Annotated in this window: 16 protein-coding genes and 1 pseudogene; 8 read left to right on the top strand and 9 right to left on the bottom strand. The window is 73.9% G+C overall.

What is annotated here, in order from left to right; translation table 11 throughout:
* Positions 1–24: 24 nt before the first annotated feature.
* Positions 25–1,458 (bottom strand): amidase, encoded by a 1,434-nt coding sequence (locus tag FDM97_RS19475; RefSeq protein ID WP_137991665.1) that lies wholly within the window; start codon positions 1,456–1,458, stop codon positions 25–27.
* 132 nt (positions 1,459–1,590) lie between these two features.
* Here FDM97_RS19475 and FDM97_RS35865 point away from each other — a divergent pair.
* From FDM97_RS35865 to FDM97_RS19495, 5 genes and pseudogenes are all read left to right on the top strand, one after another.
* Positions 1,591–1,663: pseudogene (locus tag FDM97_RS35865) on the top strand.
* A gap of 57 nt (positions 1,664–1,720) precedes the next feature.
* The gene (locus tag FDM97_RS19480; protein ID WP_137991666.1) at positions 1,721–2,929 is read left to right on the top strand and encodes a leucine-rich repeat domain-containing protein; all 1,209 of its coding nucleotides are present in this window, start codon (positions 1,721–1,723) and stop codon (positions 2,927–2,929) included.
* Positions 2,926–4,800, top strand: coding sequence for an ankyrin repeat domain-containing protein (locus FDM97_RS19485; protein ID WP_175439166.1), 1,875 nt, complete (start codon positions 2,926–2,928; stop codon positions 4,798–4,800). The genes FDM97_RS19480 and FDM97_RS19485 overlap by 4 nt, the downstream gene beginning before the upstream one ends.
* Entirely contained in the window at positions 4,797–5,993 is a 1,197-nt protein-coding gene (locus tag FDM97_RS19490; protein ID WP_137991667.1) for an AAA family ATPase, read from the top strand. The genes FDM97_RS19485 and FDM97_RS19490 overlap by 4 nt, the downstream gene beginning before the upstream one ends.
* 14 nt (positions 5,994–6,007) lie before the next feature.
* Entirely contained in the window at positions 6,008–7,219 is a 1,212-nt protein-coding gene (locus FDM97_RS19495; RefSeq protein WP_254705678.1) for a vWA domain-containing protein, read from the top strand.
* 169 nt (positions 7,220–7,388) lie between these two features.
* On the opposite strand, the gene FDM97_RS19500 is transcribed toward FDM97_RS19495, so the two are convergent.
* From FDM97_RS19500 to FDM97_RS19540, 8 genes are all read right to left on the bottom strand, one after another.
* On the bottom strand, positions 7,389–9,071 hold the full coding sequence (locus FDM97_RS19500; RefSeq protein WP_137991668.1) for a serine/threonine-protein kinase: 1,683 nt from the start codon (positions 9,069–9,071) through the stop codon (positions 7,389–7,391).
* A gap of 111 nt (positions 9,072–9,182) precedes the next feature.
* Complete coding sequence (locus FDM97_RS19505) at positions 9,183–10,913, bottom strand: hypothetical protein (RefSeq protein ID WP_137991669.1); 1,731 nt, start codon at positions 10,911–10,913, stop codon at positions 9,183–9,185.
* Between the two features lie 26 nt (positions 10,914–10,939).
* On the bottom strand, positions 10,940–12,634 hold the full coding sequence (locus FDM97_RS19510; protein ID WP_137991670.1) for a serine/threonine-protein kinase: 1,695 nt from the start codon (positions 12,632–12,634) through the stop codon (positions 10,940–10,942).
* Positions 12,631–14,373 carry an FHA domain-containing protein gene (locus FDM97_RS19515; protein WP_175439167.1) on the bottom strand — a complete coding sequence of 581 codons (1,743 nt, stop codon included), beginning with the start codon at positions 14,371–14,373 and terminating at the stop codon, positions 12,631–12,633. The genes FDM97_RS19510 and FDM97_RS19515 overlap by 4 nt, the downstream gene beginning before the upstream one ends.
* Positions 14,374–14,411: 38 nt before the next feature.
* A complete protein-coding gene (locus FDM97_RS35870; RefSeq protein WP_175439168.1) occupies positions 14,412–15,881 on the bottom strand; it encodes a hypothetical protein in 1,470 nt (489 codons plus the stop codon).
* A gap of 391 nt (positions 15,882–16,272) precedes the next feature.
* Positions 16,273–17,892 (bottom strand): carboxylesterase/lipase family protein, encoded by a 1,620-nt coding sequence (locus FDM97_RS19530; RefSeq protein WP_137991674.1) that lies wholly within the window; start codon positions 17,890–17,892, stop codon positions 16,273–16,275.
* Between the two features lie 48 nt (positions 17,893–17,940).
* The gene (gene surE, locus FDM97_RS19535) at positions 17,941–18,891 is read right to left on the bottom strand and encodes a 5'/3'-nucleotidase SurE (RefSeq protein ID WP_137991675.1); all 951 of its coding nucleotides are present in this window, start codon (positions 18,889–18,891) and stop codon (positions 17,941–17,943) included.
* Between the two features lie 63 nt (positions 18,892–18,954).
* Positions 18,955–20,199 (bottom strand): MFS transporter, encoded by a 1,245-nt coding sequence (locus tag FDM97_RS19540; RefSeq protein WP_137991676.1) that lies wholly within the window; start codon positions 20,197–20,199, stop codon positions 18,955–18,957.
* A 659-nt stretch (positions 20,200–20,858) separates the two neighbouring features.
* Between FDM97_RS19540 and FDM97_RS19545 the strand changes: the two genes are divergently transcribed.
* From FDM97_RS19545 to FDM97_RS19555, 3 genes are all read left to right on the top strand, one after another.
* Positions 20,859–21,461 (top strand): phosphatase PAP2 family protein, encoded by a 603-nt coding sequence (locus tag FDM97_RS19545; RefSeq protein ID WP_175439169.1) that lies wholly within the window; start codon positions 20,859–20,861, stop codon positions 21,459–21,461.
* A 103-nt stretch (positions 21,462–21,564) separates the two neighbouring features.
* The gene (locus FDM97_RS19550; protein ID WP_175439170.1) at positions 21,565–23,112 is read left to right on the top strand and encodes a carboxylesterase/lipase family protein; all 1,548 of its coding nucleotides are present in this window, start codon (positions 21,565–21,567) and stop codon (positions 23,110–23,112) included.
* Between the two features lie 120 nt (positions 23,113–23,232).
* Positions 23,233–24,240, top strand: a complete 1,008-nt coding sequence (locus FDM97_RS19555; RefSeq protein ID WP_137991679.1) for a LacI family DNA-binding transcriptional regulator — start codon at positions 23,233–23,235, stop codon at positions 24,238–24,240.
* Positions 24,241–24,249: the final 9 nt, after the last annotated feature.

Raw genomic sequence — 24,249 nt, forward strand, 5'->3', positions numbered from 1 at the left:
TCGTGCGCGCATACGCGCGCGTCGTCACGAGTCCTGGATACGCCGGAAGGGGTGCTCGGCCTCCAGCGCGAACGCGACCTCCAGCAGCGTCCGTTCACTGCCGGGGCGTCCGGAGAACATGACGCCGATGGGCAGCCCGTCCTCGGTCGGGCTCGGGGCGGGGACCGAGATCGACGGTGTGCCGACGACGTTGTTGAGGGGCGTGAACGCGACGTACGCGAGGATCCGCTCGATCAACGTCGGGTAGGGAACGGTGGGGCTGAGGTGACCGATCGGGGGCGTGGTGTGGGCGAGTACGGGAGAGAGGACGAGGTCGAGCCCGCGGAACGCAGCCGCGTACGCCTCCCTCGTACGCTTGAGCCGCCGCAGGACGCCCGGAGTGCGCCGCCAGTTGTCGAGGTACGCATCGCGCAGCCCCCGGCTGAGGCCGTCCATGCGGCGCCGGTCGAAGTCCGCGCCGAGGGTCCTGCCCGTGACCCCGAGAAGGAACGACAGCAGCCCCCAGTAGGTGAGGAAGTCGTCGGTGAAGCGGGGGTCGACGGCCAACTCCACGGGCTCCACGGTGTGGCCGAGCCGTTCGAGCGTGGCCACGGTCTCCGTGACGGCCGCCCGGGTGGCGGCGTCGGCGTGGACACCGTTCGGCGAGTCCAGCAGGAACCCGATGCGCAGCCGCCGCTCCGAGGGGCCTTCGACCAGACCCACGGGCGGCAGCTTCGGGTTGCGCCAGTACGTCTCGGCGGCGGCGAGGAACGCGGCGGTGTCCCGTACGGAGCGGCTCACGACGCCGTCGGAGACGATGTCGAGCGGAAGTTGACGGCTCTGGGCGTTCGCCACGACCCGTCCATGGGTCGGCTTGAGACCGACGAGTCCGCAGCAGGCGGCGGGGATGCGGATCGAGCCACCGCCGTCGTTGGCGTGCGCGATCGGCACCGCCCCGGCGGCGACGAGCGCCGCGCTGCCGCCCGACGAACCACCCGCCGAGTAGCCCGTGTTCCACGGGTTGCGAACGGGCTCGGCGCCCTCGTACTCCGTGGTCGGGCTGAACCCGAACTCGGGCAGCCGGGTCTTGCCCAGCACCGTGACGCCGCTGCTGAGGAACTGCTGGGCGAACGGTGCGTGCCGCCGTGCGGCCCTCGGGGCGAAGGCCGCGCTGCCGTGGCCGGTGGGCAGTCCCCGGTAGTCGGTGTTGTCCTTGACGAAGGTCGGCACGCCTGCGAAGGCACCGCCCGCGCCGGTGGCGGCCGCCGGGACGTCGACGTACGCCGGGATGTCGGCGTATGCCTGGACCGCGTTGAGCTGCGCCTCCACCGCCCGTACGCGCTCCGCCGCGTCCCGGGCGACCTCGGCGGCACCGATCTCACCCCGCCGGATCGCGGCGGCGAGACCGACGGCGTCGTGCTCTCCCAGGGCGTCGTCCCGGAAGGCGTGCACCCTGGTTCGTTCCTCGAAAGTCGTCACCGCTGCCTCAGCCCCCGCCGTGTGGTTGGTTGCCCCCCCATCATTGCTTACCGATGGGTAACACGCGAAGGAGTGCGCGCACCAAACTGGTGATCGAAACCCGGCTCGGGGGTCGCTATGATCGTCCGCAGCAAGGCCGTAGCGCAGAGGTCGTCGCGCCCACGCATCGAGCTGGAGGACGTCGGTTCGAATCCGACCGGTCTTGCGCCTACTTGATGTCGACGCGGACGCCGGGCCCCGGCGAAGGACCGGTGGAGTGGTGATGACCCAGCCGACAACGCCCGTACGCTGCCCCGCGATCGAGCACCCGGATCTGCCGCTCGCCGACCCCGCGGAGCTCGGGCCGCTGATGGACCGTCTCACGGACGCGCGGCCCGTCGGCGACGACGAGACCTTCCCGCTCGGCACCCTGCGTGCCGACGGCCGTGTGGATCTGTGCAAGCAGGGACTCGGCCCCGACGGCGCCGCCCGGCTGCTGCCCGTCGCCACCGCGTCCCCGCACGCCGCCCACCTGCTCCTCGGCACCAACTCCCTCGGCGACGACGGTGTCCGGTCGGTCGCCGACGCCCTGGTCGCGGCGCGGGACACCGACGCCGAAGCGGACACGGACACGGACGCGGACACGGACACGGACACGGACACGGACGCCTCCCACGGGATCCACACCCTCTACCTCGGCTGCAACCGCATCGGGCCGGCCGGCGTGACCGCCCTCGCCGAGGCCCTCGCCGACGACACGACCGTCCGCGCCCTGTGGCTCAAGCGCAACCCCGTCCTGGAGACCGGCGCCCGCACCCTCGCCGGGCTGCTGCGCCGTAACACGTCGCTGCGCACCCTCGACCTCGTCAACTCCGGCATCGGACCCGCGGGCGTACGGGTCCTTCTCGACGCCCTGCTGGATCGCGAAGCCCCGCTCGAACGGCTCTTCCTCGGCGGCAACGGCCTGACCGCAGCCGACGCGCCGCTGCTCGCCGCCCTCGTCCGCGACGCCGGCGTCCGCGAGCTCTACCTGACGGCCAACCACCTCGGGGACGGGGGCACCGCCGTCCTGGCCGCCGCGACCGACCCCGCCCGGCCCGTACGGCTCGGCCTCGGCGGCAACGGCATCGGCCCCGAGGGCGCGCGTGCCCTCGCCGACGCCCTCGACGGCATCGAGACCCTCGACCTCGGCCGGGCCATGTCCGAACGCAGCCTCGGCTCCCCCGGCAACGCCACCGGCGACGACGGCGCCCAGGCCCTGGCCGCGGCCCTGCCCGGCAGCCCGCTGCGCCGTCTCGAACTGCGTCACACCGGTATCACCGGCCGCGGCGCGAAGAGCCTGCTCGCCGCTCTGCCCGACGGGCACCGCCTCGAGTACGTGGGCCTCGGCCCCGGCCTGCCCCGCCGCGTCAAGCGGTCCTTCGCCGAGCGGCTGCGCCCCGCCCGGCCCACCCACCCCGACCTGCGCGCGATCGGCAGCGTGTACCGATGAGCCCCCGCCCGATGCCGCCCGGGGCCCTCTCTCCCGAGGACGCCGCCGGCTGGGCCCGCGTCCGCCGCTACGCCGTCCCGCGCTGGATGATCGAACGCGCCACGGAAGCACGCCTGGCCGGTGACTGGAAGGCCGCCTGCGCCGCGGCCGCGGTGGACGTCCCGGAGGACGACCTCGCCCCGGAGCGGATCGCCGACCGGTACGGCCCCGACGTGGCCGCCCGGGTGGCCGACGACCTGCGCCACCTGGCCCCGGACCTGCTGCGCTGGCACCTGCCGCGCGTCCTCGGCGGCCACACCACCATCACCCCCGGCCGGCGCGTCGTTCTCGCCTCGTACGGGAGCACGGGCCCCGTCCTGTCGCTCACCACCTCCCCGATGCTGGAAGGACCGCAGCGGCTCCCTCTGCACTTCGGTCCGGCCCGCACGCCCGGGCGCGACCTGCTCCACGGCCTGACGTACACCACCGAGGACTGGACCGCCGCCCGCCGCTTCTGGGACGTCCGCCACACCGGCGAACTGCGGTACAGCGCGGGCCCCGCCGACTCCGGCCGCCTGCCGTTCCTGCACCCGGACGGCACCCCGCTCACGCCCGAGGAGCTGCCGGCCGAGGACCCGGGGAGCGCCGACCCGGCCGCCCGCGCCGAGTGGGTCGCCGTGCTCCAGGCCCGCGGCGCCCACGCCGAGGCGTTCGCCGCCGCCGGACTCGACCTCGACCTCACCTCCCCGCCGCAGGGCCCGCGCTCCTACCGTCAGCTCGACGTCGCCGAACTCATCCGGCACGGCGCTCACGACCTCACGCGCCTGGCCCCCGAGATCCGCCTCCTTCAACGCGCCGGACGCGGCACGCGTTTCCGCATACCCGTGGACTGGCGCGGCCACCTGCGGATCGAACTCGACCCCGCGGACGCCGACGGGGCACCGGCGCGCGTCACCGGCCACGAACGCGAGGAGCAGGGCGTCCCCCTGCTGCCCCGATACGCCTGGCAGCGACTGCCCGACATCGGTCTGCTGCGCGCGGGCCGGATCCGGCCCGAGGACCTGCACCCGCTGGTCGCCGCCGCCCTGTTCCCGCAGGCCGGAACCGCCGCCGGCCCGCCCGGGCCGACCCCGCCCGCGCCGGTACGCGTCCGCTGCGGCGGCACATGGCACGAGGTCGTGTCCAGGAACGGCGTGCTCGACGTCCCGCACACCGAGCAGGAGCGGCAGCGCGAACTCGCCCTGCGCGCCTTCGGTGGAACCGTCAGCGGCTGCTTCGCCACCCAGCACGCCTGGACCAGCGGCGAGGGACGGCTGCCCCGCGCGCTGCGGGAGCAGCGGCGCGAGCTGTTCCAGCACGTCCAGCACGGGGACGCCCCCGCCGTACTGGCGCTGCTCGACGCCGGAACGGACCCGCACGTCCGCGACCGCACCGGACGCGGCCTGCTGCACGTCCTCCACCTGCTCGACCACCGGGAGCTGCTGCCGCGCCTGTTGGCCGCCGGGCTCGACCTGGAGGCGAAGGACACGACGTGCCGCACGCCGCTCCAGAGCGCCGTCCACAACGGAGGGTCCGCGGCACTGGTCAGGGACCTCCTCGACGCCGGGGCCAGGATCGACGTGACCGACGAGATGGAGCTCTCCCTCGCCCAGGTGATCCGCCGTTACGACCGGACGGACCTGATGTTCCTGCGTCGCCGCGTGCTGAAGGAGCACCCGGGCATCGGCTCGGAGTGGTTCGACGACTACATGAGCGAACGGGACGCCGAGCCCGACTGGGACGAGGACGAGGACGAAGACAAGGACGAGGACGGGGACGAGGACGGGAACGGGGACGGGGACGGGGACGGGGACGAAGAGCCGACCGCAGAGGACGAGGACATCCACGCATGACCGGTTCGCTTCCCGTTCCCGCCGCTCTCGCCGCGGCCGACGCCCTCAACGCGCGCATACGCGTCACCCGCACCGAAGCGGCCGGCAACCCCCAACTGGAGGCCCTCGCACTGGCCGTGACGGCGAACCAGCCGGTACTGCTCTGGGGCGAGCCCGGCATCGGCAAGTCCGCCGGCATGGAACAGCTCGCCGCCGCCCTCGGCGTCCACCTGGAGACGGTCGTCGCCAGCGTCCACGAGCCGTCCGACTTCGCCGGGCTGCCGATCGTCGGCGACGACCCGGCCGCCTCCGGCGTTCCGATGGCCCCGCCGGACTGGGCCGTCCGACTCGCGCGCACCGGGCACGGACTGCTGTTCTTCGACGAGTTGTCCTCGGCGCCGCCCGCCGTGCAGGCCGCCCTGCTGCGGGTGGTCCTCGAGCGCCGGGTCGGCAGCCTGGCCCTTCCGGAGTCGGTACGGATCGTCGCCGCCGCCAACCCGCCGTCCAGCGCGGCCGACGGCTGGCACCTCAGCCCGCCGCTCGCCAACCGCTTCGTCCACCTCGACTGGACGCACGACCCGCGCACCGTGGCCCGCGGCATGGCCGGCACCTGGCCCGAGACCGTGCTGCCGATGGTGGACCCCGCGCGCGCGTCCGGCGCGGTCGCCCGGGCCCGCGGCGTGATCTCCGGCTTCCTGACCGCCCGCCCCGGCCTCGTCCACCACATGCCGAAGGAGGCCGAGGGCCGCGGCCGCGCCTGGCCCTCCCCGCGCACCTGGGAGATGGCGCTGCGCCTGCTCGCCGCCGGGTACGCGTCCGGCGCCGGACGCGAGGCGCAGGCCGCCGCCCTGATGGGGGCCGTCGGCGAGGCGGCCGGCATCGAACTCCTTTCGTACCTGGAGAACCTCGATCTGCCCGATCCGGACCGGGTGCTCGCCGACCCGTCGGCCTTCGCGCTGCCCGAACGCGGCGACCGCCAGCTCGCGTTCCTCATCGCCGTGGTCGCCGCCGTGCAGAGCGAACCAACCCGTTCCCGCTGGGAGGCGGGCTGGGACGTCCTCGCCAAGGCCGTGGACGCCGGAGTGCCCGACGTGGCCGCGCGGGCCGCCCGCGACCTCGCCGCGATGCGCGAGCCCGAGTGGCCGATCCCGTCCGGGATCGACGCCTTCCTGGAACTGCTCCAGCTCGCCGGCGCCCTGCCGGGCGCGCGCTGACCGGCCGCCGTCCCGTGACCGCCGCCCTGGGGCCGGCCGACGCGCTGGACCGCGCCAAGCTGCTGGCCGCGCGGTACAAGGCCGCCGAGGCACGCCCGTACCTCGCCTCCGCGCTGTACGCCCTGACGGTCGTCGTCTCGGAGCAGGTGCGCACTATGGCCGTCGACCGGTACTGGCGCTGCTACGTCGCCCCCGCCTTCGTCGAGGCCACGGACGTCGAGGAGCTGGCCGGCGTGTGGATCCACGAGGCGTCGCACCTTCTGCGCGACCACCACGGGCGCGCCGACCGGCTGTCCGCGGCCGATCAGCGCGACCGCCTGAGGGTCAACATCGCCCAGGACTGCGAGATCAACGACGACCTGATCTCCGACGGACTGCGGCTGCCCGAAGGGCGCATGGAGCCGCGCCTGTTCGGCCTGCCGGTGGGTGGACTCTTCGAGGAGTACCTGCCGGGCATCCCGGCCACGTCCCAGCACGCGGTGGACTGCGGGTCCGGCGCGCACGGCGTCCCGGCACCCTGGGACCTGGGGGAGAACGGCGGCGAGGGCGTGGCCGGTCTCGGCCCCGTGGAGGCCGAGGCCCTGCGTCGCCAGACCGCCCAGGCCGTCCGCGCCCACCAGCGCTCGCGGGGATCGGTCCCGGCGGGCTGGCGGCGCTGGGCGGAGGAGGTCCTGGAACCAACGGTCGACTGGCGCAAGGCACTGACCGGAGCCGTCCGCGAGGCGGCGGCGTGGGCGGGCGGTGCGGTCGACTACACCTACCGGCGCCCGTCGCGCCGCACTCCGGCCCTGGGCGGCCGGGTGGTGCTGCCCAGCCTGCGCCGGCCACTGCCGCGCGTGGCGATCGTCGTCGACACCTCGGGTTCGATGGGTGAGGACGATCTCGCGGCCGCGCTCGCCGAGGTGTCGGGCGTGCTGCGCGAGGTGGGGGTCGGCGGCAACCGGGTCGCCGTCCTCGCCTGCGACGCCGATGTCCACGCCGTCGCCAGGGTGACCGCCGTCGACCAGGTCGAACTGGCGGGCGGCGGCGGGACGGACATGACCGTCGGCATCCGCACGGCGCTCGCCGCGCCCGAACCACCGAACATCGTCGTCGTGCTCACCGACGGATACACCCCCTGGCCCCCGGAGCCCGTCTCCTGCCGCCTCATCGTCGCCCTGATCGGCGAGGACGCCCCGCAGCCTCCTGCCTGGGCGGAGACCGTACGGATCACCCCGACCCGCTGACGGCGCCCCCTCGCGGGTGCGAAGTCGCCGCCCCGCGCCGGGTCCTGTCGCCCCGGAGCAGGAGCCTTCCTCGGACTGACGCGTGAGCGACGACGTGACGGGCGGCGTGACGGGCGGGCGGGGCCGGAGCCGTACCTCCGGCCCCGCAGAGCTGCCACCGGCCGTCGCGTCAGGACGCGGCGTAGGTCGACACGACCTTGCCGCCGGTGTCGGCGGCCAGGTAGCCGACGGCGCGGTAGTCGTTGGTGAGGTAGAAGCGCAGCGTGGGCCGGTCCTCGTTGAAGGTCCAGCGGTCGACGATGACGTAGCGCAAGGTCGGGTTCTCCACCTTGAGTTCACGCTCGCCGCGCTTCATCAGCGCGGGAAGGCTGTCCCACGGCATGGCGGCCATGTCGAGCGGCTGCTCGTCCGGGGAATCGGCGTCGATGGTGCCGCCGGGGCCGGTCTTGCGGGCGACGCCGTCGCGGTACTCGTACGCGTCGTAGGTCTTCGCGCCGGGCCGGGTGGGGATGTCCGCCAGGGCGTAGTTCTCGTAGATCGTCAGTTCCTTCATCGTCGTGGTCCCGCTGGCCTTCCGGAACGCCTCGATGACGGTGCGGACCCTCGCCGTCGTGAGGAGTGTGCCGCCGGCCGCGGGGACGGTCGTGGCCGTGGGTGCGGTGGTGCCGGGAGTCGGGGTGCGGCCGCCCGCGCTGGCGCTGGGCGTGGTGCCTCCCTTCGCCCCGGTCTCCCTGCCGTCTCCGCCCGGGAGCAGGTTCACGACACCCACGACCGCGGCGGCCGCCAGCGCGAGGGAGACGGCGAGGGTGGTGACACGCCTGCGCGGCCGGGACGGAAGGGAAGGACGGGAAGGAGAGGTGGGGGGAGGTACGGGCGGGCCGAAGCCTCCGCTCGGCGAGGGATGGCCGGGCGACGGGACGGTCGGCGGCCCGTAAGCGGGGTGGGGGTACGGCGCGACGTACGGCCCAGGGGGCGCAGCTGCCCCGGCGCCGGGATGCCGGGCCTCGGCCTCGACCTCGGCAGCCGCGAGCAGCTCTTCCAGGCGTGCTCCATCGGGCCGGAGTGCGGGATCGCGCACCAGGAGCTGGGTGAGGACGGGCGCCAGCGCGCCTGACCTCACGGGTACGGGGATCGGGTCGTCGAGCACCGCGACCACGGTCGCCAGGCTGGTGGCGCGGCGCAGCGGGTGATGGCCCTCGGCCGCCACGTACAGCAGCATGCCGAGCGACCACAGGTCGGAGGCCGGGTTGCCCTCCTCGCCCCGCACCCGCTCGGGGGCGATGAATTCGGGGGAACCGATCAGGTCACCGGTGGAGGTGAGCCGGGACGTCGCCTCGCTGAACACGGCGATGCCGAAGTCCGTGAGCACGGCGCTGCCGTCGGGGCGGAGCAGGACATTGGCCGGCTTCACGTCCCGGTGCTGGATGCCGGCGGCGTGGGCGGCGCGCAGGGCGGACAGGACCTGGCGACCGAGGGTGAGGACGTCGGGGACCGGCATGGGCCCCTCGGCGAGGCGGTCGTACATCGAGCGGCCCTCGACGAGTTCCATCACGATCCACGGGTGCGAGCCGTCCTGGGGCTCGACGATGTGATGGATCGTCACGACGTGCGGATTCGACAGCCGCGCCAGCGCCCGGGCCTCACGGACGGCCCGTTCGCGCAGTTGCGCGCCGAGTCCGGGGGTCGCCTCCTCGACGACGGGGTCGGGCGGTCGGACCTCCTTGAGGGCGACGTCACGGTGAAGGGCGATGTCGCGCGCTCGCCAGACGGTGCCCATGCCGCCGCTGCCAAGACGGGAGATCAGTTGGAACCGTCCGTCGACCAGGGGTCTTCGGTCGTCACTCGTACTCATGGGCGGTCATGGTATGCGGTGCCGGTGACAGGCTCGTCCTCGTCCTCGTCCTCGCCCGCGTCGGCGGCGGCGGCGGATCTTCCGACTGCGGACGGCACCGAGGCCCTCGCATCAGGCGCAGGAGTAGCCGAAGGTGCCCTCGGCCTCGATCGGTGAGCTCGCGGGGCGTAGGACCTGGAGGCGGGCGGTGCCCCGGAACTGTCCGGGGCCGCGGACCGTCCAGCGGAGATGGACAGTGACCTTGTGATCCCCGCGGCGGGCCGTCTGGGTCAGTTCGCCGGACTCCTGGCCGTCGCTGCGCAGCCAGCGGTACGTGATGGGCCCGCCACGACCGTCTGTGGTCATGACGCCGATCAGGTCAGCGGTCTGGCCGCAGCTCAACCGCTCCGTGGGGGCCTTGACTTCGGCCTTCGTGACGGCGGGGCCCGACGTCGGGCGCAGCAGCAGCCACAGCACGACGGCGACCGCTGTCAGCACCGCGGCCGCCCCGAGCCGACCGGCTCGCCGTCGGCGACGGCGACGGCGTGCGGGGGCGGGCACGGCGGCCGGCCACAGCGCGCGGAGGGTTTCCTGCTCGCCGAGGGGAACGCCGGGGCCGAAACGCAGCAGGATGTCGCGGTCACCGGCTCCGGCGGGCGCCGGGGCGGGAAGCGAGCCGGGACGGCGATTCCTCTTGCCGAGGACGGTCGCCTGCTCGTCGACGGCGGCGGCGGACTGCGAGACCCGACCACGCCGGCCGAGAACCGTGGCCTCGATGTCGGTCGCCTCGATGCCGGTCGTGACAGGGCGGGTGACCTCGGTGCCGGTCGTGTCGAGGTCCCCCGTCTCACGGTGCAGCGCCTTCGACCCGGGGGCCCCGGACTCGGGCGTCACCCGACCGGTCGACTCGGGGTCGGTCGCCTCGCGGTCGGTCGCGCCGACGCCCGAGGCTTCCCCGCCCGCCGCCTTCGGGGCGACGGCCTCGGAGCCGGCTGCCCCACCGTCCGTCACCTGCGGCCCCATTGCGTCGCGGCCGGGCTCTGTGAGGTCCTTCAAGGCGGCGGCTGCCGCCGCGCGCAGTGCGGTCCGGCGCAGGAAGTCCGCGGGGAGTGCCGCGCGCCCGGAGGTGAGGGTCGCGCGGGCCTCGGCGAGGCCGTCGGACTCGGCGGTGTCGGCGCAGCGGGCGAACAGCTCGGCCGCCGGTGTGCCGGCCGCTGTCCAGGCGTTGGCGAGCGTACGGGCGAGAGCGGCCCACGCGGTGATGTCGTCGTGACGGGCGGAGTCCGTCGACGTGCCGGACAGTGCCATGTCCAGCGCCGCCTCGGCGAGCAGGGCGGTGCCGTCCGGGGCGAGTACGACGCAGTCCGGGGTGAGCGTTCCATGGGCGAGTCCGGCCGCATGCAGGGCGAGCAATGTCTGCGCGGTCTCGTTGAGGATGCTCGCCGCGCTGCCCGCATCCACCTGTGCGGGGTCGGGGGTCGAGGGGCCGGGGGTCGACGGATCGGCGGTCAGGAGGTCGGCGACCGTGGGAGCCGGCAGGCGGGCGACGATCAGCCACACGTCTCCGGCCTCCCCCACCAGATCGACCGTGGCCGGCACACCCGGCAGCCGGAGCTTCGCCACGGCGACCACGGCGGCCGCCAGCCGCTCCCGTGCACCCTGGGGGGCAAGCAGGGCACGGTCGATCCGCAGCACGCCGAGCGGCGGTTCGCCGGCGGGACCCGGCCCGAGGGCGTGCCAGGTGCCGAAACGCCCGTCACGTGACCAGCCCGACAGGGCACGCCCGGCGACCGTCGCGGATGTCGCAGGTCTCGCGGATGTCGCAGGTCTCGCGGGTGTCGCGGGTGTCGCGGGTGTCGTCATCGCGTTCTGTTCTCCTCGGTGCTCGCTCAGCACGGCGGCGCGTCCGCGGACGCCGTCTGACGTCCGCTCACGGACTGCGGGCTGCTGCTGACGGCGATGTTCCAGGTGCCCCTGCACGGGTGGTTCGAGAAGTCGCCCTGGAAGCTCACTGCGTACTCCGTGCCGCCCGACAGCCGACGGGTCTGCGAACCATAGGGTTCGGCGGGCGTGTTGACGTAGAAGTCGGCGGTGAGCGTCAGCGGCCCGGTGCCGGTGGTACGGATGGTCACGTCGGCGATGAGCGTGCTGTTCGGACCCCGGCGCAACGAGCCGATGGCGATCGTGATCGTGCCCGGCGTCGGCGGCGCGGGGGAACTCGCCGTCGGGGACGGAGCGGGGGTGGAGGGCACAGGTCCGGGTTCGCCTCCCGGTGCGGGGGACGTGGTCACCGGCGCCGGGGTGCCCGTCGACGCGTCGGTCGGGGAGGCACTCGGCGAGGGCTCGGCCGAGGCGGTGCCGGACGGTGATCCGGTCGGTGTCGGCGTCGTCGCGCCCGGCGAGGGGGCAAGGGAAGCGGAAGGGGCTGGAGACGAGCCGGGGGCGAGGGTCCGGGAGGGTACGGAACTGGCGGTCGTCGTCGTGGTGTCGGGCGTACGGGCTGTCGCGACCGTCACCCCTCCGGCGACCGCCGCAAGCGCGGCGACCCCGGCAACCGCCTTCCAGATGTGGAGCTTGAGCCGTCCCAGTACGGTCAGAGCCGGCGTCGCCTGGTGCACCGCCGACGCCATCGTGAACGGGAACAGCAGGGCGAGCAGGGCGGCGAGTTCGGCGAGTCTGCGGCGCCCCCGCTCCTCCCAGCCCGCGCCGTACCCCTCGATTGCGGCGCGTTCGAGCTCGGCGAGGAACGCGTCGATGCCGGGCCGGGCCGCCGGGTCCTTCGCCATGCCCCTGCGCAGCAGGTCGCGTACGGGCTCGGGTACGTCGTCGACCGCGACCGGCGCCCGGAGGTGCTGGAGCCGCAGCGCCGTCAGGTCGTCTCCGCGGAACGGCCGCCGGCCGGTCAGGCACTCGAAGAACACGGCCGCCGCGGCGTACACGTCGCTCGCCGGACCCGCGGGCTCGCCGTCCCATTGCTCGGGCGCCATGTAGGCGGGTGTGCCTGCCGCGTCCGTCTCGCGGCCGGTGCGTACGGCGATGCCGAAGTCGGCGAGCGCGCTCGAACCGTCGCCGCGGACCAGCACGTTCTCGGGCTTGTAGTCGCGGTGGACCACCCCGGCCGTGTGGGCCGCGCCCAGCCCGAGCAGCGAGCCCTTGAGCAGGACCAGGGCCGCCTCCGGGCCGGTTGCCCCGTGCGCGCGCAGCAGTGCGCGGAGGCTGACCCCGTCCACCGCCTCCATGACGATCGCGGCGCCCAGGCGGGCCTCCACGTACTCGTACAGCCGCACCACGCACGGGTGCCGCAGGTCGCCGAGCAGCCGTGCCTCGGCGCGGAAGCGGGCCAGGAACTCCTGGTCGGCGTGGAGCCGTTCGCTCAGGTACTTGATCGCCACGGGTGCGCCCGTCGCCTCGTGCCGCGCCAGTACGACGCGGCCCCCGGCTCCCTCCCCGAGCGTACGCACGGCGGCGTAGCCGGGGACGGCCCAGCCGCCGTCGCCGTGCGGAGCTGCGCTCGCGCCGTCGCCCTGCAGGTCTCGCGGGTCGTCGCCCCGTACGTCTCTCATGCCGCCCCGCGCATCTCTCATGCCGCCCCCTCCACGGCCGCGCCGTCCACCAGGCGCGCCGGACTTCCGCCCGCCGGCGGACGTCGCTTCACCACTCGTATCAGCCACCGAACCGGCGCCGCCCACACGGGGAACGCCACCAGGCCGACGACCGCGGCCACGATCACCGTGTCCCAGGGCGCGTCCACACGCCCCTGGAGCCACTCCCCCAGCCGGGAGCGCCAGGCCAGCAGGGCGAGCACCAGGAAGCCGTACGTTCCGACGATCACGGCGAGGCCGTACGCGGCCATGCCCGCCTGGCGCGGCCCGGGCCGACGGCCCGCCCGCAGGTCCTTCCAGAGCCCCTTGCGGAAGTACGCGCTCGCCTCTTCGCGCAGCCGTGGCAGGCGCAGCGCGTCGGTCAGCGCCTGATAGCCGTCCAGCGGCATCAGCGGATTGAAGTTGTACAGGGTGTTCAGATACAGCCCGAAGGCCATGTGGAAGAGCACGGCTGATGCCGGTCCGACCGGCAGATACGCCGCGCCCACGGCGCACCAGCCGGCCAAGGCCGCGGTCGAGATCGGTCCCGACAGCGCCACCACGACCCGCGACCAGCGGGAGCCGAACCACATGTCGCTCGTGTCCACGAACGCGAACGGCATCCCCATCATGAGCATGAAGCCACCGCGCCGGACCCTGCGGCCGTACGACTTCACGGCCAGCGCGTGCGCCAGCTCGTGCACCACCAGGGCCGAGATGTATCCGACGGCCAGTGTCACCGGGCCCCACACTCCGGCTCCGCCGAAGTCCAGCAGGTGCTGCCGCTCCTGCGCCGTGAAGAACGCCACCAGGCCGGCGACCACCGACAGCCAGACGAGCGTCACTCCCGTACGCGTGAAGAACCGCCAGCCGAAGCCGCCGTAGATGCGGGTCACGGCGCCGTCGAGGCCCGGAACGGACACCTCCAGCTTGAGCAGGGCCCGGTACACGGCCCGCCAGAACCGGCGCCAGCCTGTGGTCTGTCGCTCGTCCTGCCGCCCTGGCAGGCCGCGCAGGAGGCCCGCGCCCGCGAACGCCGCGAGCGCGGCCTCGATCCGCGGCAGCGCCAGCTCACCGAAGCGGTCGGCATACGCGAACAGCAGGTCCCGTACGGTGGTGTCGCCGTCGATGGCGTTCCACAGGAACACCTCGCGCTCGTCCAGCTGGAGGTACACGCCGGTGCGCGTGTTGCTCAGCACCCAGTGCGGTTCCGTACGGTCACCCGTGGGGACCTGCTTGAGCGCCCACCCACTGCGGCGGCGCGGCCGCGCTGTGAGCGGGCCGGTCGCCTCCGGCGCCTCCTCCTCGGGGACGGCGGCGGGCAGCTCGGTGAACTGGGTGCCGACGACCATGGTGCGGGAGCCGATCCGCGCGTCGCGCGGCTGCTCGAACACCATGCGGACGTCGCCGACGGACAGCTCGGCGCCGTCGGCGAGCCGCGCCGACCCTCCGTGCAGGTCGACGCCGGCGACGGCCGTACCGTTGAACGAGTCCAGGTCCTCGATCCGGAATCCCGACTGGTCACGGACGACCCGGGCATGACAGCGCGACACACTGCCGTCGGACAGGACGACGTCGTTGTCGGCGCCCCGGCCCAGGGTCGTGATCCGACCGGTCAGCGGTATGAGCAGGCCGGGGTCGTCGACGCCGCGCAACTGGGGCGCGGCGAACGACGTCGGCGCCGCGCCGCGGCGGAGGGTGCCGCAGCGCAGGCAGTACGGGAAGTCGCGGCGTACGTGCACGCGACAGGCGTGGCAGAGCATTCCGTGTGGTCCGCGGCTCAGGAACCGGTGAGGAACGAACCGCCGGACAGTCCGTCGGGTGCGGCGTTGCCGGGGATCGACGAGTGGAGGTGGCTGCCGAGACGGTCGAAGCCCGGACGGAACACTCCCCCGCCCCTGCCGTCGGAGTCGGGAGCGGGGGTGTCCGCGTGGCCACCGCCGCGGCCGCCTCCTTCGCCGCCGTCGCCACCGCCGCCGTTCCCGCCGCCGGAGTCGCCATCGTCGCCGGGGGTGTTGGGACCATGCCCAGGCCGACGCTCGTTCTCCTGACTGCCGCCGCCATCGCCACCGCCGGAGTCGCCCCCACCGCTGCCGCCGCCGTCGCCGCCGTTGTTTCCGCCGCCGTTGTTCCCGCCGCCGGAGTCGCCATCGTCGCCGGGAGTGTTGGGCCCATGCCCAGGCCGACGCTCGTTCTCCTGGCTGCCGCCGCCGTCGCCACCGCCGGAGTCGCCCCCACCGCTGCCGCCACCGCCACTGCCGCCTGAGTCACCGCCGCCGGAGTCGCCACCGCCACTGCCGCCGGAGTCCCCGCCGCCGGAGTCGCCGCCTTCGCCGCGCTCGTAGACACCGCCGGGCCCGAAGCCACCGGCTCCGCCACCCTCGCCGCCGAAGCGGTCACCGGGACCGCCGCCGAAACCGCCGCCGAAACCGTCGCCCTCGCCGCCGTGGCCCCCGAAGCCACCTTCGAGGCCGCCTCCGGCCCCGTCGCCGAAACCGCCCTCGTCGCCGCCACCGAAACCACCGCCGAAGCGGTCACCAGGGCCGCCGATACCGCCGAAGCCGTCGGTGCCGCCGCCGTGGCCTCCGAATCCGCCGCCAAGGCCACCGAGTCCGTCGCCGTGGCCATCTCCGAATCCTCCGCCGAGATCGCCGCCGGGACCAAAGCCGCTGCCGCCGTCGCCGAAGCCGCCAGGACCGTCGATCCCCAGACCGCCGGGGCCGTGGTCGCCGAAGGAACCGAAGTCCCCGAAGCCGCCGAAGTCGCCCGGGTTTCCGAAGTCCCCCGGGTTTCCGAGGCCGTCCAGCAGGGAGCCTCCGTCGCCGAAGGACGGGTTCGCGAGCCCATCGCCGAGCAGGCCGGCGACGTCCGAGGCCGCCGCGTCGAGCTCGCCGGCCAGGTCGCGAGCGTCGCCCGTGTCGGCCGCGTCCAGGTGTGGCGCCACGCTGTCGGCGACCACCGCGTCCTGCGCCCCGGCATCAACCCCGACGGGGTCGATGGACAGGTCGTGGTGCGCCAGGGCGCTGCCGGCGTTGCCGAAGAAGAGCGACGACTTGGACAGCCGCGCGTCGAGGGTGGCCGGGCCGTCGGCCGTGCTGGAGTCCACTCGGAGCCGACGCAGTTCGGTGACCTGCTCGGGCGTCAGGCCGAGTCTTCGTGACACCTCGTCCATGTCGCCGTCGAGTTCGGCCGCGCAGGCGGGGTCGACCGCCAGGCGGGTCATGGCATCGCGATAGGCGTTGTCGGTCATGTCCTCACGTTCTCCGTCGGTCTGCGCACGCGGTGATCCCGGCGGGAAGTGGAGGGTCCCCCTGATCGGCGGCATGGATGCCTTCCGGCCATCCCAACCGATGCCTGCACGAACCTTATAGGGGCTAATGCCCGACCCGCGCAAGGCCCTGGGAGGGCATCGACCAGCTGCCTCAATCCCTTCTTCCAGGCCGTCAGCACGGCCTTCCGGACTTCGCGCGCCATGGAGACGCAAAGCCTGGCACCCTCGGCTGAAACAAGGTCCAGCCAGGTGCACGAGCGGTGGCCATAGGCCACGTCTGTCGCGTTTGCACAGGCGACGGCGGGACCGGATCGGACGTCCGCCGCCGGTGCCGGGCACCGGCCACGCCGGGCCGGTGCCATCAGTCTCCTCAGGCTCCCGTACGGGCCGCGGATGACCAGAACGCGCACTGGTGGTCGGTGGCGAACGTCGTCGATGGGCCGGTGGCGGTGGGGTGGAGGGTCAGTGACGTGTACGAGGTACCGACCGCCGGCCAGGGCGCCTGGCTCGGGACGCTCGGGTCGGCCGCGCGCGCGAACGCTGCCCAGTAGCGTTTCATCCGGTCGGCCAATGCCACTTGACGCTCCGTCAGAGGCCAGTCGCTCATGGTGAAATCGTGCAGGTAGGCGAGTTCGGCGCTGTGCCCGTTGGACTGGTCGAGTCCGGGCACTTGCGCGCCGTAGAGGGTCGGGGAGTCCGGATCGTCGAACTCGTAGGCGTACGTGGGAACTTGCCGCGCGAAGAGCCGGGCCGTCGCGTAGGTGTGGCAGGCGAAGGTGGAATCCGTGAGCACGGCCGAGAGCGCGAGGTAGGGCGACGGGTATCCGGCGACCGGGTAGCGCGTGAGGACCTCGTCGGCCGCGGGGCCGTACTGCGCGCGGATCTGGTCGGTGTACTGCTGCGGGGTCAGGCGTGGCTGGGTCAGCGCCACGAAGAAGCGGGCCTCGGCCTTGGTGCTGCCGATCAGGACCGGCACCTTGTTCCAGGACCCCGAGGCGATGGCCGCGGCGGGGTCCGCCGGCAGCAGACCGTCGCCGTGCGCCGGTCCCGAGACCGGCAGTGTCGCCGCCGCGGCCACCAGGTCGTCGACGCGGGCACCGCGCAGGCAGGCGGCGATGGTGGTCAGATCGGTGCAGCCCAGGCGAGTCGCGTAGGCGCGGGCCTGCTCCTCGGCTCCTGCCCGGTCGGGGGCCCGCAGCAGGGTGCACGGGCCGCTCTGCAGCACGGCGCGGCTGAACAGGCCCCTCGCCTGCGGAGAGGCGAGCATGGCGCAGACCGAACCGCTGCCCGCGGACTGGCCGGCGAGGGTGACGGTGGCGGGGTCGCCGCCGAAGGCTGCGATGTTGCCCCGGGTCCACGTCAGCGCGGCGAGCTGGTCCATCAGACCGAACGAGCCGGAGCGGAGCGCGTTGGCACCGGTCAGCTCGGGCAGCGCGAGATAACCGAGCTGCCCCAGGCGGTAGTTGATGCTCACCACCACGCTGCCGGTGAGCTCCGCCATGGTCCGGCCGCCGAACTGGGTGCCTGTGCCCTGGCTGTACGCGCCGCCGTGCATCCAGAGGATCACCGGGAGCCGTGACCTCGGATGCGCGCCTCGTGGCCGGTAGACGTCCAGGTAGAGGCAGTCCTCGCTGACCGCCTGCGGATCACGCAGACCGAACGGCGAGAACTGCGGACACGCGGGCGCCTGTGTGCTCGCGTCGCGGAGCCCGCCCCACGGCGCGGGCTCCTTCGGAGGCCGGAAGCGCGACTCCCCCATCGGGGGCGCCGCATAGGGCACGCCCAGGAACTCCTGGGCCCGGCCGTGGGTCCGCCCGGCAAGGGCGCCCTGGGCGGTGTGGACCACGGGCCGCGGCGACACCTCGCGCGCGGCGGAGGGCGTGGCCGTGCCGAGCAGGGTGGTGCCGAGCACAGCCGTGGCGAGCAGGGCCGCCAGGGCGGACATCCGGGCGAGGCCGGCCCGCGGCCTCGCCATGGGATGCGTATCCATCGTTCCTCCTTGCGTCGTGTACGGGCCTACGGGCCTACGGGCCTGCTCCTACGGGCGCAGGCCCGCGAGGAGCGCGCTCACCTTGGCGAAGTCGGCCGGGCCGGTGTTCCAGTCGGCGGACATGGGGCTGATGGCCACCTTGGAGGCACTGACCGCCTCCACGTCGCCTCCCTTGACCGGGGGCCGGGGAGCGAACGTCACGCTGACCTTCCAGGTGCCGTCGCCGGAGTCCGTGAAGTCCGGCACGAGGGGCGCCTGGGGGTCCTGGTGGGTCACGGCGGCGCCCTGGGCCGGGCTCTTGCCGTCCGCGCCGACCACGGGGTGGTTGACGTTGAGTCCGATACCGAGGGGCAGCAGGCGCCCGGACTTCGCCTGGGACTGCAGCCGTTCGACGAGTTTGACCAGGAAGTCCACGGTCGGGCGCATGGCGTTGACCGTGGCGACCGGGTCGGGGGCGGCGAAGCCGCCCGTGCTGACGGCGATGGCAGGCACCCCGGACTCCAGCGCGGCGATGGCCCCGCCCACCGTGCCCGAGTGGTTGGCCAGGCCGGCCACGTTGGGGCCGAAGTTGGTGCCGGAGACCACCAGGTCCGGGGCCGCCCCCTCGAACACCTCGGAGAGACCGAAGGCCACGGAGTCGCCCGGCGTGCCGTCCACCGCCCACACCTTGGGCTCGGGGTGCCGGACGGTCACGGTGGTGCCGCTGAGCATCTTGGTGCCCGTACCGCTCTGGTTGGTGAGCGGGGCGACGATGGTGACGTCGTGCCCCGCGGCGGTCAGCCGCTGGAAGGCCGTACGGATTCCGGGGGCGTCGTAGCCGTCGTCGTTGGTCAACAGGATCCGCAGCGGTCGGGCGGCTGTGCCCTGCGGGGCGGTTCCCTGCGGCGCTGTGCCCTGCGGGGCCGCGGCGGCCGGCGCCCCGGCCGCCGGCGCGGTCCCGGTGAGCGCGGGGGTGCACAGCAGCAGGGCGGCGAGCGGCAGAAGTCGCTTGGATCTCACGGAAGTTGCTCCTCAAGGAGAGACGGCGGATCGACGGATGGAGAAGGGCGGCAGGCGTGATGGTCAGCGGACGCCGCGGATCGGCAGGATGGCGAGCGCCCCTATCAGCGAGAGCGCGCCGCCGACCAGGAACAGCGGGGTGTAGCCGCCGAAGGCCATGACGACGGCCGAGGCGACGAACGGGGCGACGATCTGCGGACCGGCGTTGGCGATGTTGAGCACGCCCATGTCGCGGGCGGCGTCCTCGGCGCGCGGCAGGACCAGGGTGACGAGCGCGGTGTCCACGGCCATGAAGCAGCCGAACGCCAGCCCGTTGAGCGCGTTGAAGGCGATCATGCCGCCCCACGTCGGGCTGACCACGGGGATCACCATGACCAGCCCGGCCAGGGCGGCCGACACCCCGACGAACACCTTGCGCCGGTTCCAGCGGTCCGACAGCAGGCCGCCGACGACGGTGGACACGGCCATGGCGACCATGGTCACGGGCGTGAGCACGGCCATCGCCTCGGACGGGGTCAGTCCGGCGGGCAGCTCGATGTGGTCGCCGAGGATGTACAGCTGGTAGCCGATCACGGAGAAGTAGCCGAGGACCATCAGCGCACGGCCGATGAAGGCCCATCGGAAGTCGTGGTGGGCGAGTGCGGAGAGAAAGGCGGCGATCTGCGCCCGCGCGGGGACGGCCGGGGCGGGGGCCGAGCGCGGGACGTCACGGCAGAGCGAGGTCAGCAGCACCGCCGCGCCGGCGATGATCGCGCCGAAGACCAGGTAGCCGGTCTGCAGCCGGTCCGCGGTCTGCGAGGCCACCAGGACACCGATGGTTCCGCCGATCGGCAGGCCGAGGCCGACCAGCGCGGACGCCGTGCCGCGCTTGGCCACCGGGACCCGGTCGGGCACGATCGCGGTGACCGCGGCCTGGTAGACGTTCATAGTGGCCTGCACCAGGCACCAGCCGATGCCGACGAACAGCGCGGTGTCGACGCCGCCGAGGAAGGCCAGACCGGCGAGCGAGGCGAGGGCGCCGCCCAGGATCCAGGGACTCCTGCGGCCGGAGCGATCGGACAGGGCTCCCGCGATGGGGTTGCAGGCGGTCGCGAAGACGGAGCTGATTCCGCCGATCAGGCCCAGGACCGCCACCTTGTCGTCCGGGGCGATGGCCGCGATCTGGGTGGGCAGCAGCACGGAGCCGACGCCCATGTAGACCGCGAGCATGGCGGCGTTGGCGACGAGGAGCAGGAGCAACAGGCCTCGCTGGCGGGTCCCGTCCGGGGCGGGGGCGGGCTGCGGCTCGATGACTTCGTTCGTGGTCATGTCGACTCCTCGGGAACGGAGCGGGAGGTGGGGAGGGGGAGGGGGTGTGGCGAGGGGGGAGGGGGGAGCGGGAGGCGAGAAAACGGTGCGGGGGTGAGCACCAGGAGGCTGTGGGGGCGCTCGGTCGGCGCCTCAACACGTCGAGTTACACGTGTTATCAATCGCTCTGGAAGACTGTGTAGCACTCCTTGGGCCGCACCGCCAGAGGTAGGCCCAAGTCGTCATCTGGCAGGTGGATCACGTGTAACCAATTCAGCGCCCGGTTTTCGCGGGTCGGGATTGTGCAGGGCTTGTGGCGACCGACAGGGATGCGCCATGCTGCCTGGCGTCCGGCGCCGGCATCCTTCGCCCCGCGCCGCTCCCCCGCTGCCGCGCAGCGGCCGCCCGGCACCCCGGGCACCCTCGCTTGCCCACACGCCGAGCCGCCCCGCCTCACCCGCCGCCCCGACACCCCGGGCACCACCCCCACGGCCCCACCGGCCCCACCGGCCCCGCCGCTCCCGCCCGCCTCCCCCGCCCTCGTGCGCCGCCGCGAAAGGCCCGCCATGCGCGAATCGACCCCTGCCCAGCCGCACCGGAGACCCACCGGGCGGCTTGATCACCGCCTCCCCGCCGCGCCTCCCCGCGGCGCCGTGCCCTGGGGGTGTGGACTGCTCTCCATGGCGGCTACTGTCGGTTTCCTCCTCCGCGGCGACGGCCCTCCCTTCTTCCAGGGCCTCGACGACGCCTGGGAACGGGCGATGGACGGCTCGCGCGCCGACGCGGCGTCGGACCTCGCCCTCACCCTGGACCGGCTGGGCGGCCCTATCGGCGTGGTCGTTCCCCTCGCACTCGCCGGCTGCCTGTGCGTGTACGGGCGGTGGCGCTCGGGACTGTTCGCCTTCACCGCGGGTGTCGCCGCGAACATCCTGGTGGTGCTGCCGCTGAAGCAACTGGTCGACCGTCCGCGCCCGCCGCATCCGTGGGTGCTGGTCAACGACGGCTCGTACCCGTCGGGGCAGGTGTTCACGGCCGCCGCGCTCGTGGTGGCGGCCGGGGTCGTGCTCTGTCCGCCCCGCGCGCGCCGCTGGTGGTGGCCGGTCGCCGCCCTCTACGTCGGCGCCATGATGTGGAGCCGCACCTGGCTGCACGCCCAATGGCTCAGCGACACGGCCGCCGGCGCGCTGGCCGGGGTCGGGGCCTGCCTCCTGCTGTGGCGGGCCTTCGCCTCGCTGCTGCGGGAGGAGGCGGAACGCGCCGCGGCCGACCGCCTGTGGTGGTGACCGACCCCCCGTCGTCCATCGAAGTGTCCACGTGCGTCGAAAGCACGCCATGGCCGTTCGCCGTCGGCCCGTCGCGGCACCGGCGAGCAGGAAAGGATCGCTCATGACCGTCACAGAAGGTCCGGAGTCGGCGAGGGTGGAACTGGCTGCGGGCGGCAGCCTCCAGGGGGCGATCGAAGGGGACGTGCGCGTCTTCCGGGCGGTGCCGTACGCCGAACCGCCGGTCGGCGCCCTGCGCTGGCGGCCCGCCCGGCCGCACCCGGGCTGGGAGGGGGTACGGGACGCGACCGTCGACGGCCCGAGCGCCCCGCAGATGTCCGTGGAGGGCGGGGATCCCGTCCTCGGCGGCCACGGGGCGCCGCCCTTCGACGACGACTGCCTGACCCTGAACGTGTGGACCCCCGCGGCCGCCGGGGCGGCCCGTCCCGTACTGGTCTGGATCCACGGCGGCGGCTTCGTCTCGGGTTCCGGGTCGCTCCCCCTCTACTCGGGAGAGACCTTCGCCCGCGACGGCGACCTCGTCGTGGTGAGCGTCAACTACCGCATCGGGCCGCTCGGTTATCTGTATCCCGGCGAGAAGGACGGCGACCCCGCCGGCAACTTCTGGCTCACCGACCAGCTCGCGGCGCTGCGCTGGGTGAAGGAGAACATCGCGGCCTTCGGCGGGGATCCGGACCTCGTCACCGTCGCCGGCCAGTCCGGCGGCGCGGTCTCGACCGCGGCGCTCGCCGGCCACCCCGAGGCCCGGGAGCTCTTCCGGCGCGTCATCCTGCAGAGCCCGCCCTTCGGCCTGCGGCTGCCGACGCCCGCCGAGTACCAGGAGCGCACGGAGGCGTACCTCGACATCGCCGGGGTCGACAGCGTCGAGCAACTGCGCGCGCTCCCCTGGCAGTTGCTCATCGGTGCCGGCGGTGGACTGTTCGCGAAGACCATGCGCTGGGGCTACTGGCCCACGCCGTTCCTCCCCGTGGTCGACGACATCACCCTGAGCCGCCACCCGGCACAGACCCTGCTGCACGGCGCCGCGACCGACATCGACGTCCTGATCGGCTGGACCCGCGAGGAGGCCACCTTCGGCTTCGCCCTCGACGAGGCCCATGCCGCCGCCACGAAGGAACAGGTGGTCGCCCGGCTCGCCGACACCTTCGGCGACGACGGCGCGGCCGAGGCGTACGCCGCCTACGCGCGCTCACGCCCGGGCGCGCGGCCGGCGGACGTGCTCATGGACCTGATCTCCGACGAGCTCTTCCGCGTCCCGTGCCTGGAGCTCGCCGAGGCGCGCGCCGCCCTCGGCCGCCCCGTCTGGGCCTACCAGTTCGACCTGCCGACCCCCGCGTACGAGGGCCGGCTCGGCGCCGCGCACTGCCTGGAACTCCCCTTCGTCTTCGACAACTTCGACGCGTGGTCGCACGCCCCGTTCCTCGCGGGTCTTGACCCGCGCGTCCGCGACGGCCTGGCCCGCACCATGCACCGGGCCTGGATCGCCTTCATCCGCACCGGCGACCCCAACCACCCCGAGATGCCGGCCTGGGAGCGGTACGACCAGCGGACGCGGACCACCATGCGGTTCGACTCCGTCGTCGGCGCGGTCGGGGATCTCGCCGGTCCCGTCCGCAGGCTGTACGCGGCCCGCGGCCGGTCCCGCTCGTAGCGCCGGCCGCTCCGCCCCGGGTGCTCGATTCGGCACCCGGGGCACCCGCGTCTCCACCCTTAACTCGTGTAACCTGACAGGAGAACAGGCGCCCGGCTACAGAGAGCGATGAAGCACGTGATGGCCAAAGAGACACCGGCCCCCGCATCGGTCACCAGCACGGACGTGGCCCGCCTGGCCGGGGTGTCACGCGCCACCGTCTCCTTCGTGCTCAACAACACCCAGAACCACCGGGTCAGCGAGAGCACCCGCGCCAAGGTGCTGGCCGCGGCCGACCAGCTCGGTTACGTACCGAACGCCGCCGCCCGCTCCCTGCGCGCCGGACGCAGCAATCTGGTCCTGATCCCCGCGTCGATCTCGGCCGTCGGCCGCCTGGTGAGCGAGTGGGTGGACGAGCTGCTCAGCGAGTTCGAGCGGCACGGCTACACCGCCGTCATGCACGCCGGCCGTTTCACCGACCCGCTGGAGGCGGCGCGCGCCTGGGCCGAGCTGCGGCCGGCCGCGCTCCTCGCCCTGGACGGCGACAGGTTCACCGCGCAGGCGGCGGAGGTCCTGCGGCGCGCCGGAGTGCGCGGGATGCTCGCCTTCGCCTCCCACCCGGTGCCCGGGGTCCACACCATCGCCTTCGACCACGCCTCCATCGGCGCCGTCGCCACCGAGCACCTCATCGCCCGGGGCCGGACCAGGATCGGCGTGGTCATCCCTCAGGAGCGCGGCCTCGACACGCTCGCCCGGCCGCGGCTCGCCGGCGCCGAGCGGGTCGCCTCCCGGCATCCGGCCACCGTCACCCCCGTCGAGCTGGCCTACACCCGGGAGTCCGCCATGGCCCTGGCCCGGCGGTGGCGGAGCCTCGGCCTGGACGCCGTCTTCGCGTACAACGACGAGTACGCCGCCCTGCTCATGCACGCACTGCAGGCCGAGGGAGTCGACGTACCGGACGACGTGGCCGTCGTGGGCTGCGACGACCTGGTGCTGTCGGCCCTGCAGCGGCCGGCGCTGACCAGCGTCGCCCTGGACCTGCCCTCCGCCGCCGAGATCGCGGACGCCCTGCACGCGCTGATCGACGCGGGCACGCCCCCGCAGCTCCGCGGCGTCGAGCCGATCCTCGTGCACCGCCAGTCGTCCTGACGCCGAGCG

Source organism: Streptomyces vilmorinianum (genome assembly GCF_005517195.1).
GTDB classification, from domain to species: domain Bacteria; phylum Actinomycetota; class Actinomycetes; order Streptomycetales; family Streptomycetaceae; genus Streptomyces; species Streptomyces vilmorinianum.

What these genes read in the sequence shown, in the direction of transcription:
- FDM97_RS19480 (WP_137991666.1), top strand. Translation starts at nt 1,721, where the DNA reads ATGACCCAGCCGACAACGCCCGTACGCTGCCCCGCGATCGAGCACCCG.
- FDM97_RS19485 (WP_175439166.1), top strand. Translation starts at nt 2,926, where the DNA reads ATGAGCCCCCGCCCGATGCCGCCCGGGGCCCTCTCTCCCGAGGACGCC.
- FDM97_RS19490 (WP_137991667.1), top strand. Translation starts at nt 4,797, where the DNA reads ATGACCGGTTCGCTTCCCGTTCCCGCCGCTCTCGCCGCGGCCGACGCC.
- FDM97_RS19500 (WP_137991668.1), bottom strand. Translation starts at nt 9,071, where the DNA reads ATGAGTACGAGTGACGACCGAAGACCCCTGGTCGACGGACGGTTCCAA.
- FDM97_RS19505 (WP_137991669.1), bottom strand. Translation starts at nt 10,913, where the DNA reads ATGACGACACCCGCGACACCCGCGACACCCGCGAGACCTGCGACATCC.
- FDM97_RS19510 (WP_137991670.1), bottom strand. Translation starts at nt 12,634, where the DNA reads ATGAGAGATGCGCGGGGCGGCATGAGAGACGTACGGGGCGACGACCCG.
- FDM97_RS35870 (WP_175439168.1), bottom strand. Translation starts at nt 15,881, where the DNA reads ATGACCGACAACGCCTATCGCGATGCCATGACCCGCCTGGCGGTCGAC.
- FDM97_RS19530 (WP_137991674.1), bottom strand. Translation starts at nt 17,892, where the DNA reads ATGGATACGCATCCCATGGCGAGGCCGCGGGCCGGCCTCGCCCGGATG.
- FDM97_RS19540 (WP_137991676.1), bottom strand. Translation starts at nt 20,199, where the DNA reads ATGACCACGAACGAAGTCATCGAGCCGCAGCCCGCCCCCGCCCCGGAC.
- FDM97_RS19545 (WP_175439169.1), top strand. Translation starts at nt 20,859, where the DNA reads ATGGCGGCTACTGTCGGTTTCCTCCTCCGCGGCGACGGCCCTCCCTTC.
- FDM97_RS19550 (WP_175439170.1), top strand. Translation starts at nt 21,565, where the DNA reads ATGACCGTCACAGAAGGTCCGGAGTCGGCGAGGGTGGAACTGGCTGCG.
- FDM97_RS19555 (WP_137991679.1), top strand. Translation starts at nt 23,233, where the DNA reads ATGGCCAAAGAGACACCGGCCCCCGCATCGGTCACCAGCACGGACGTG.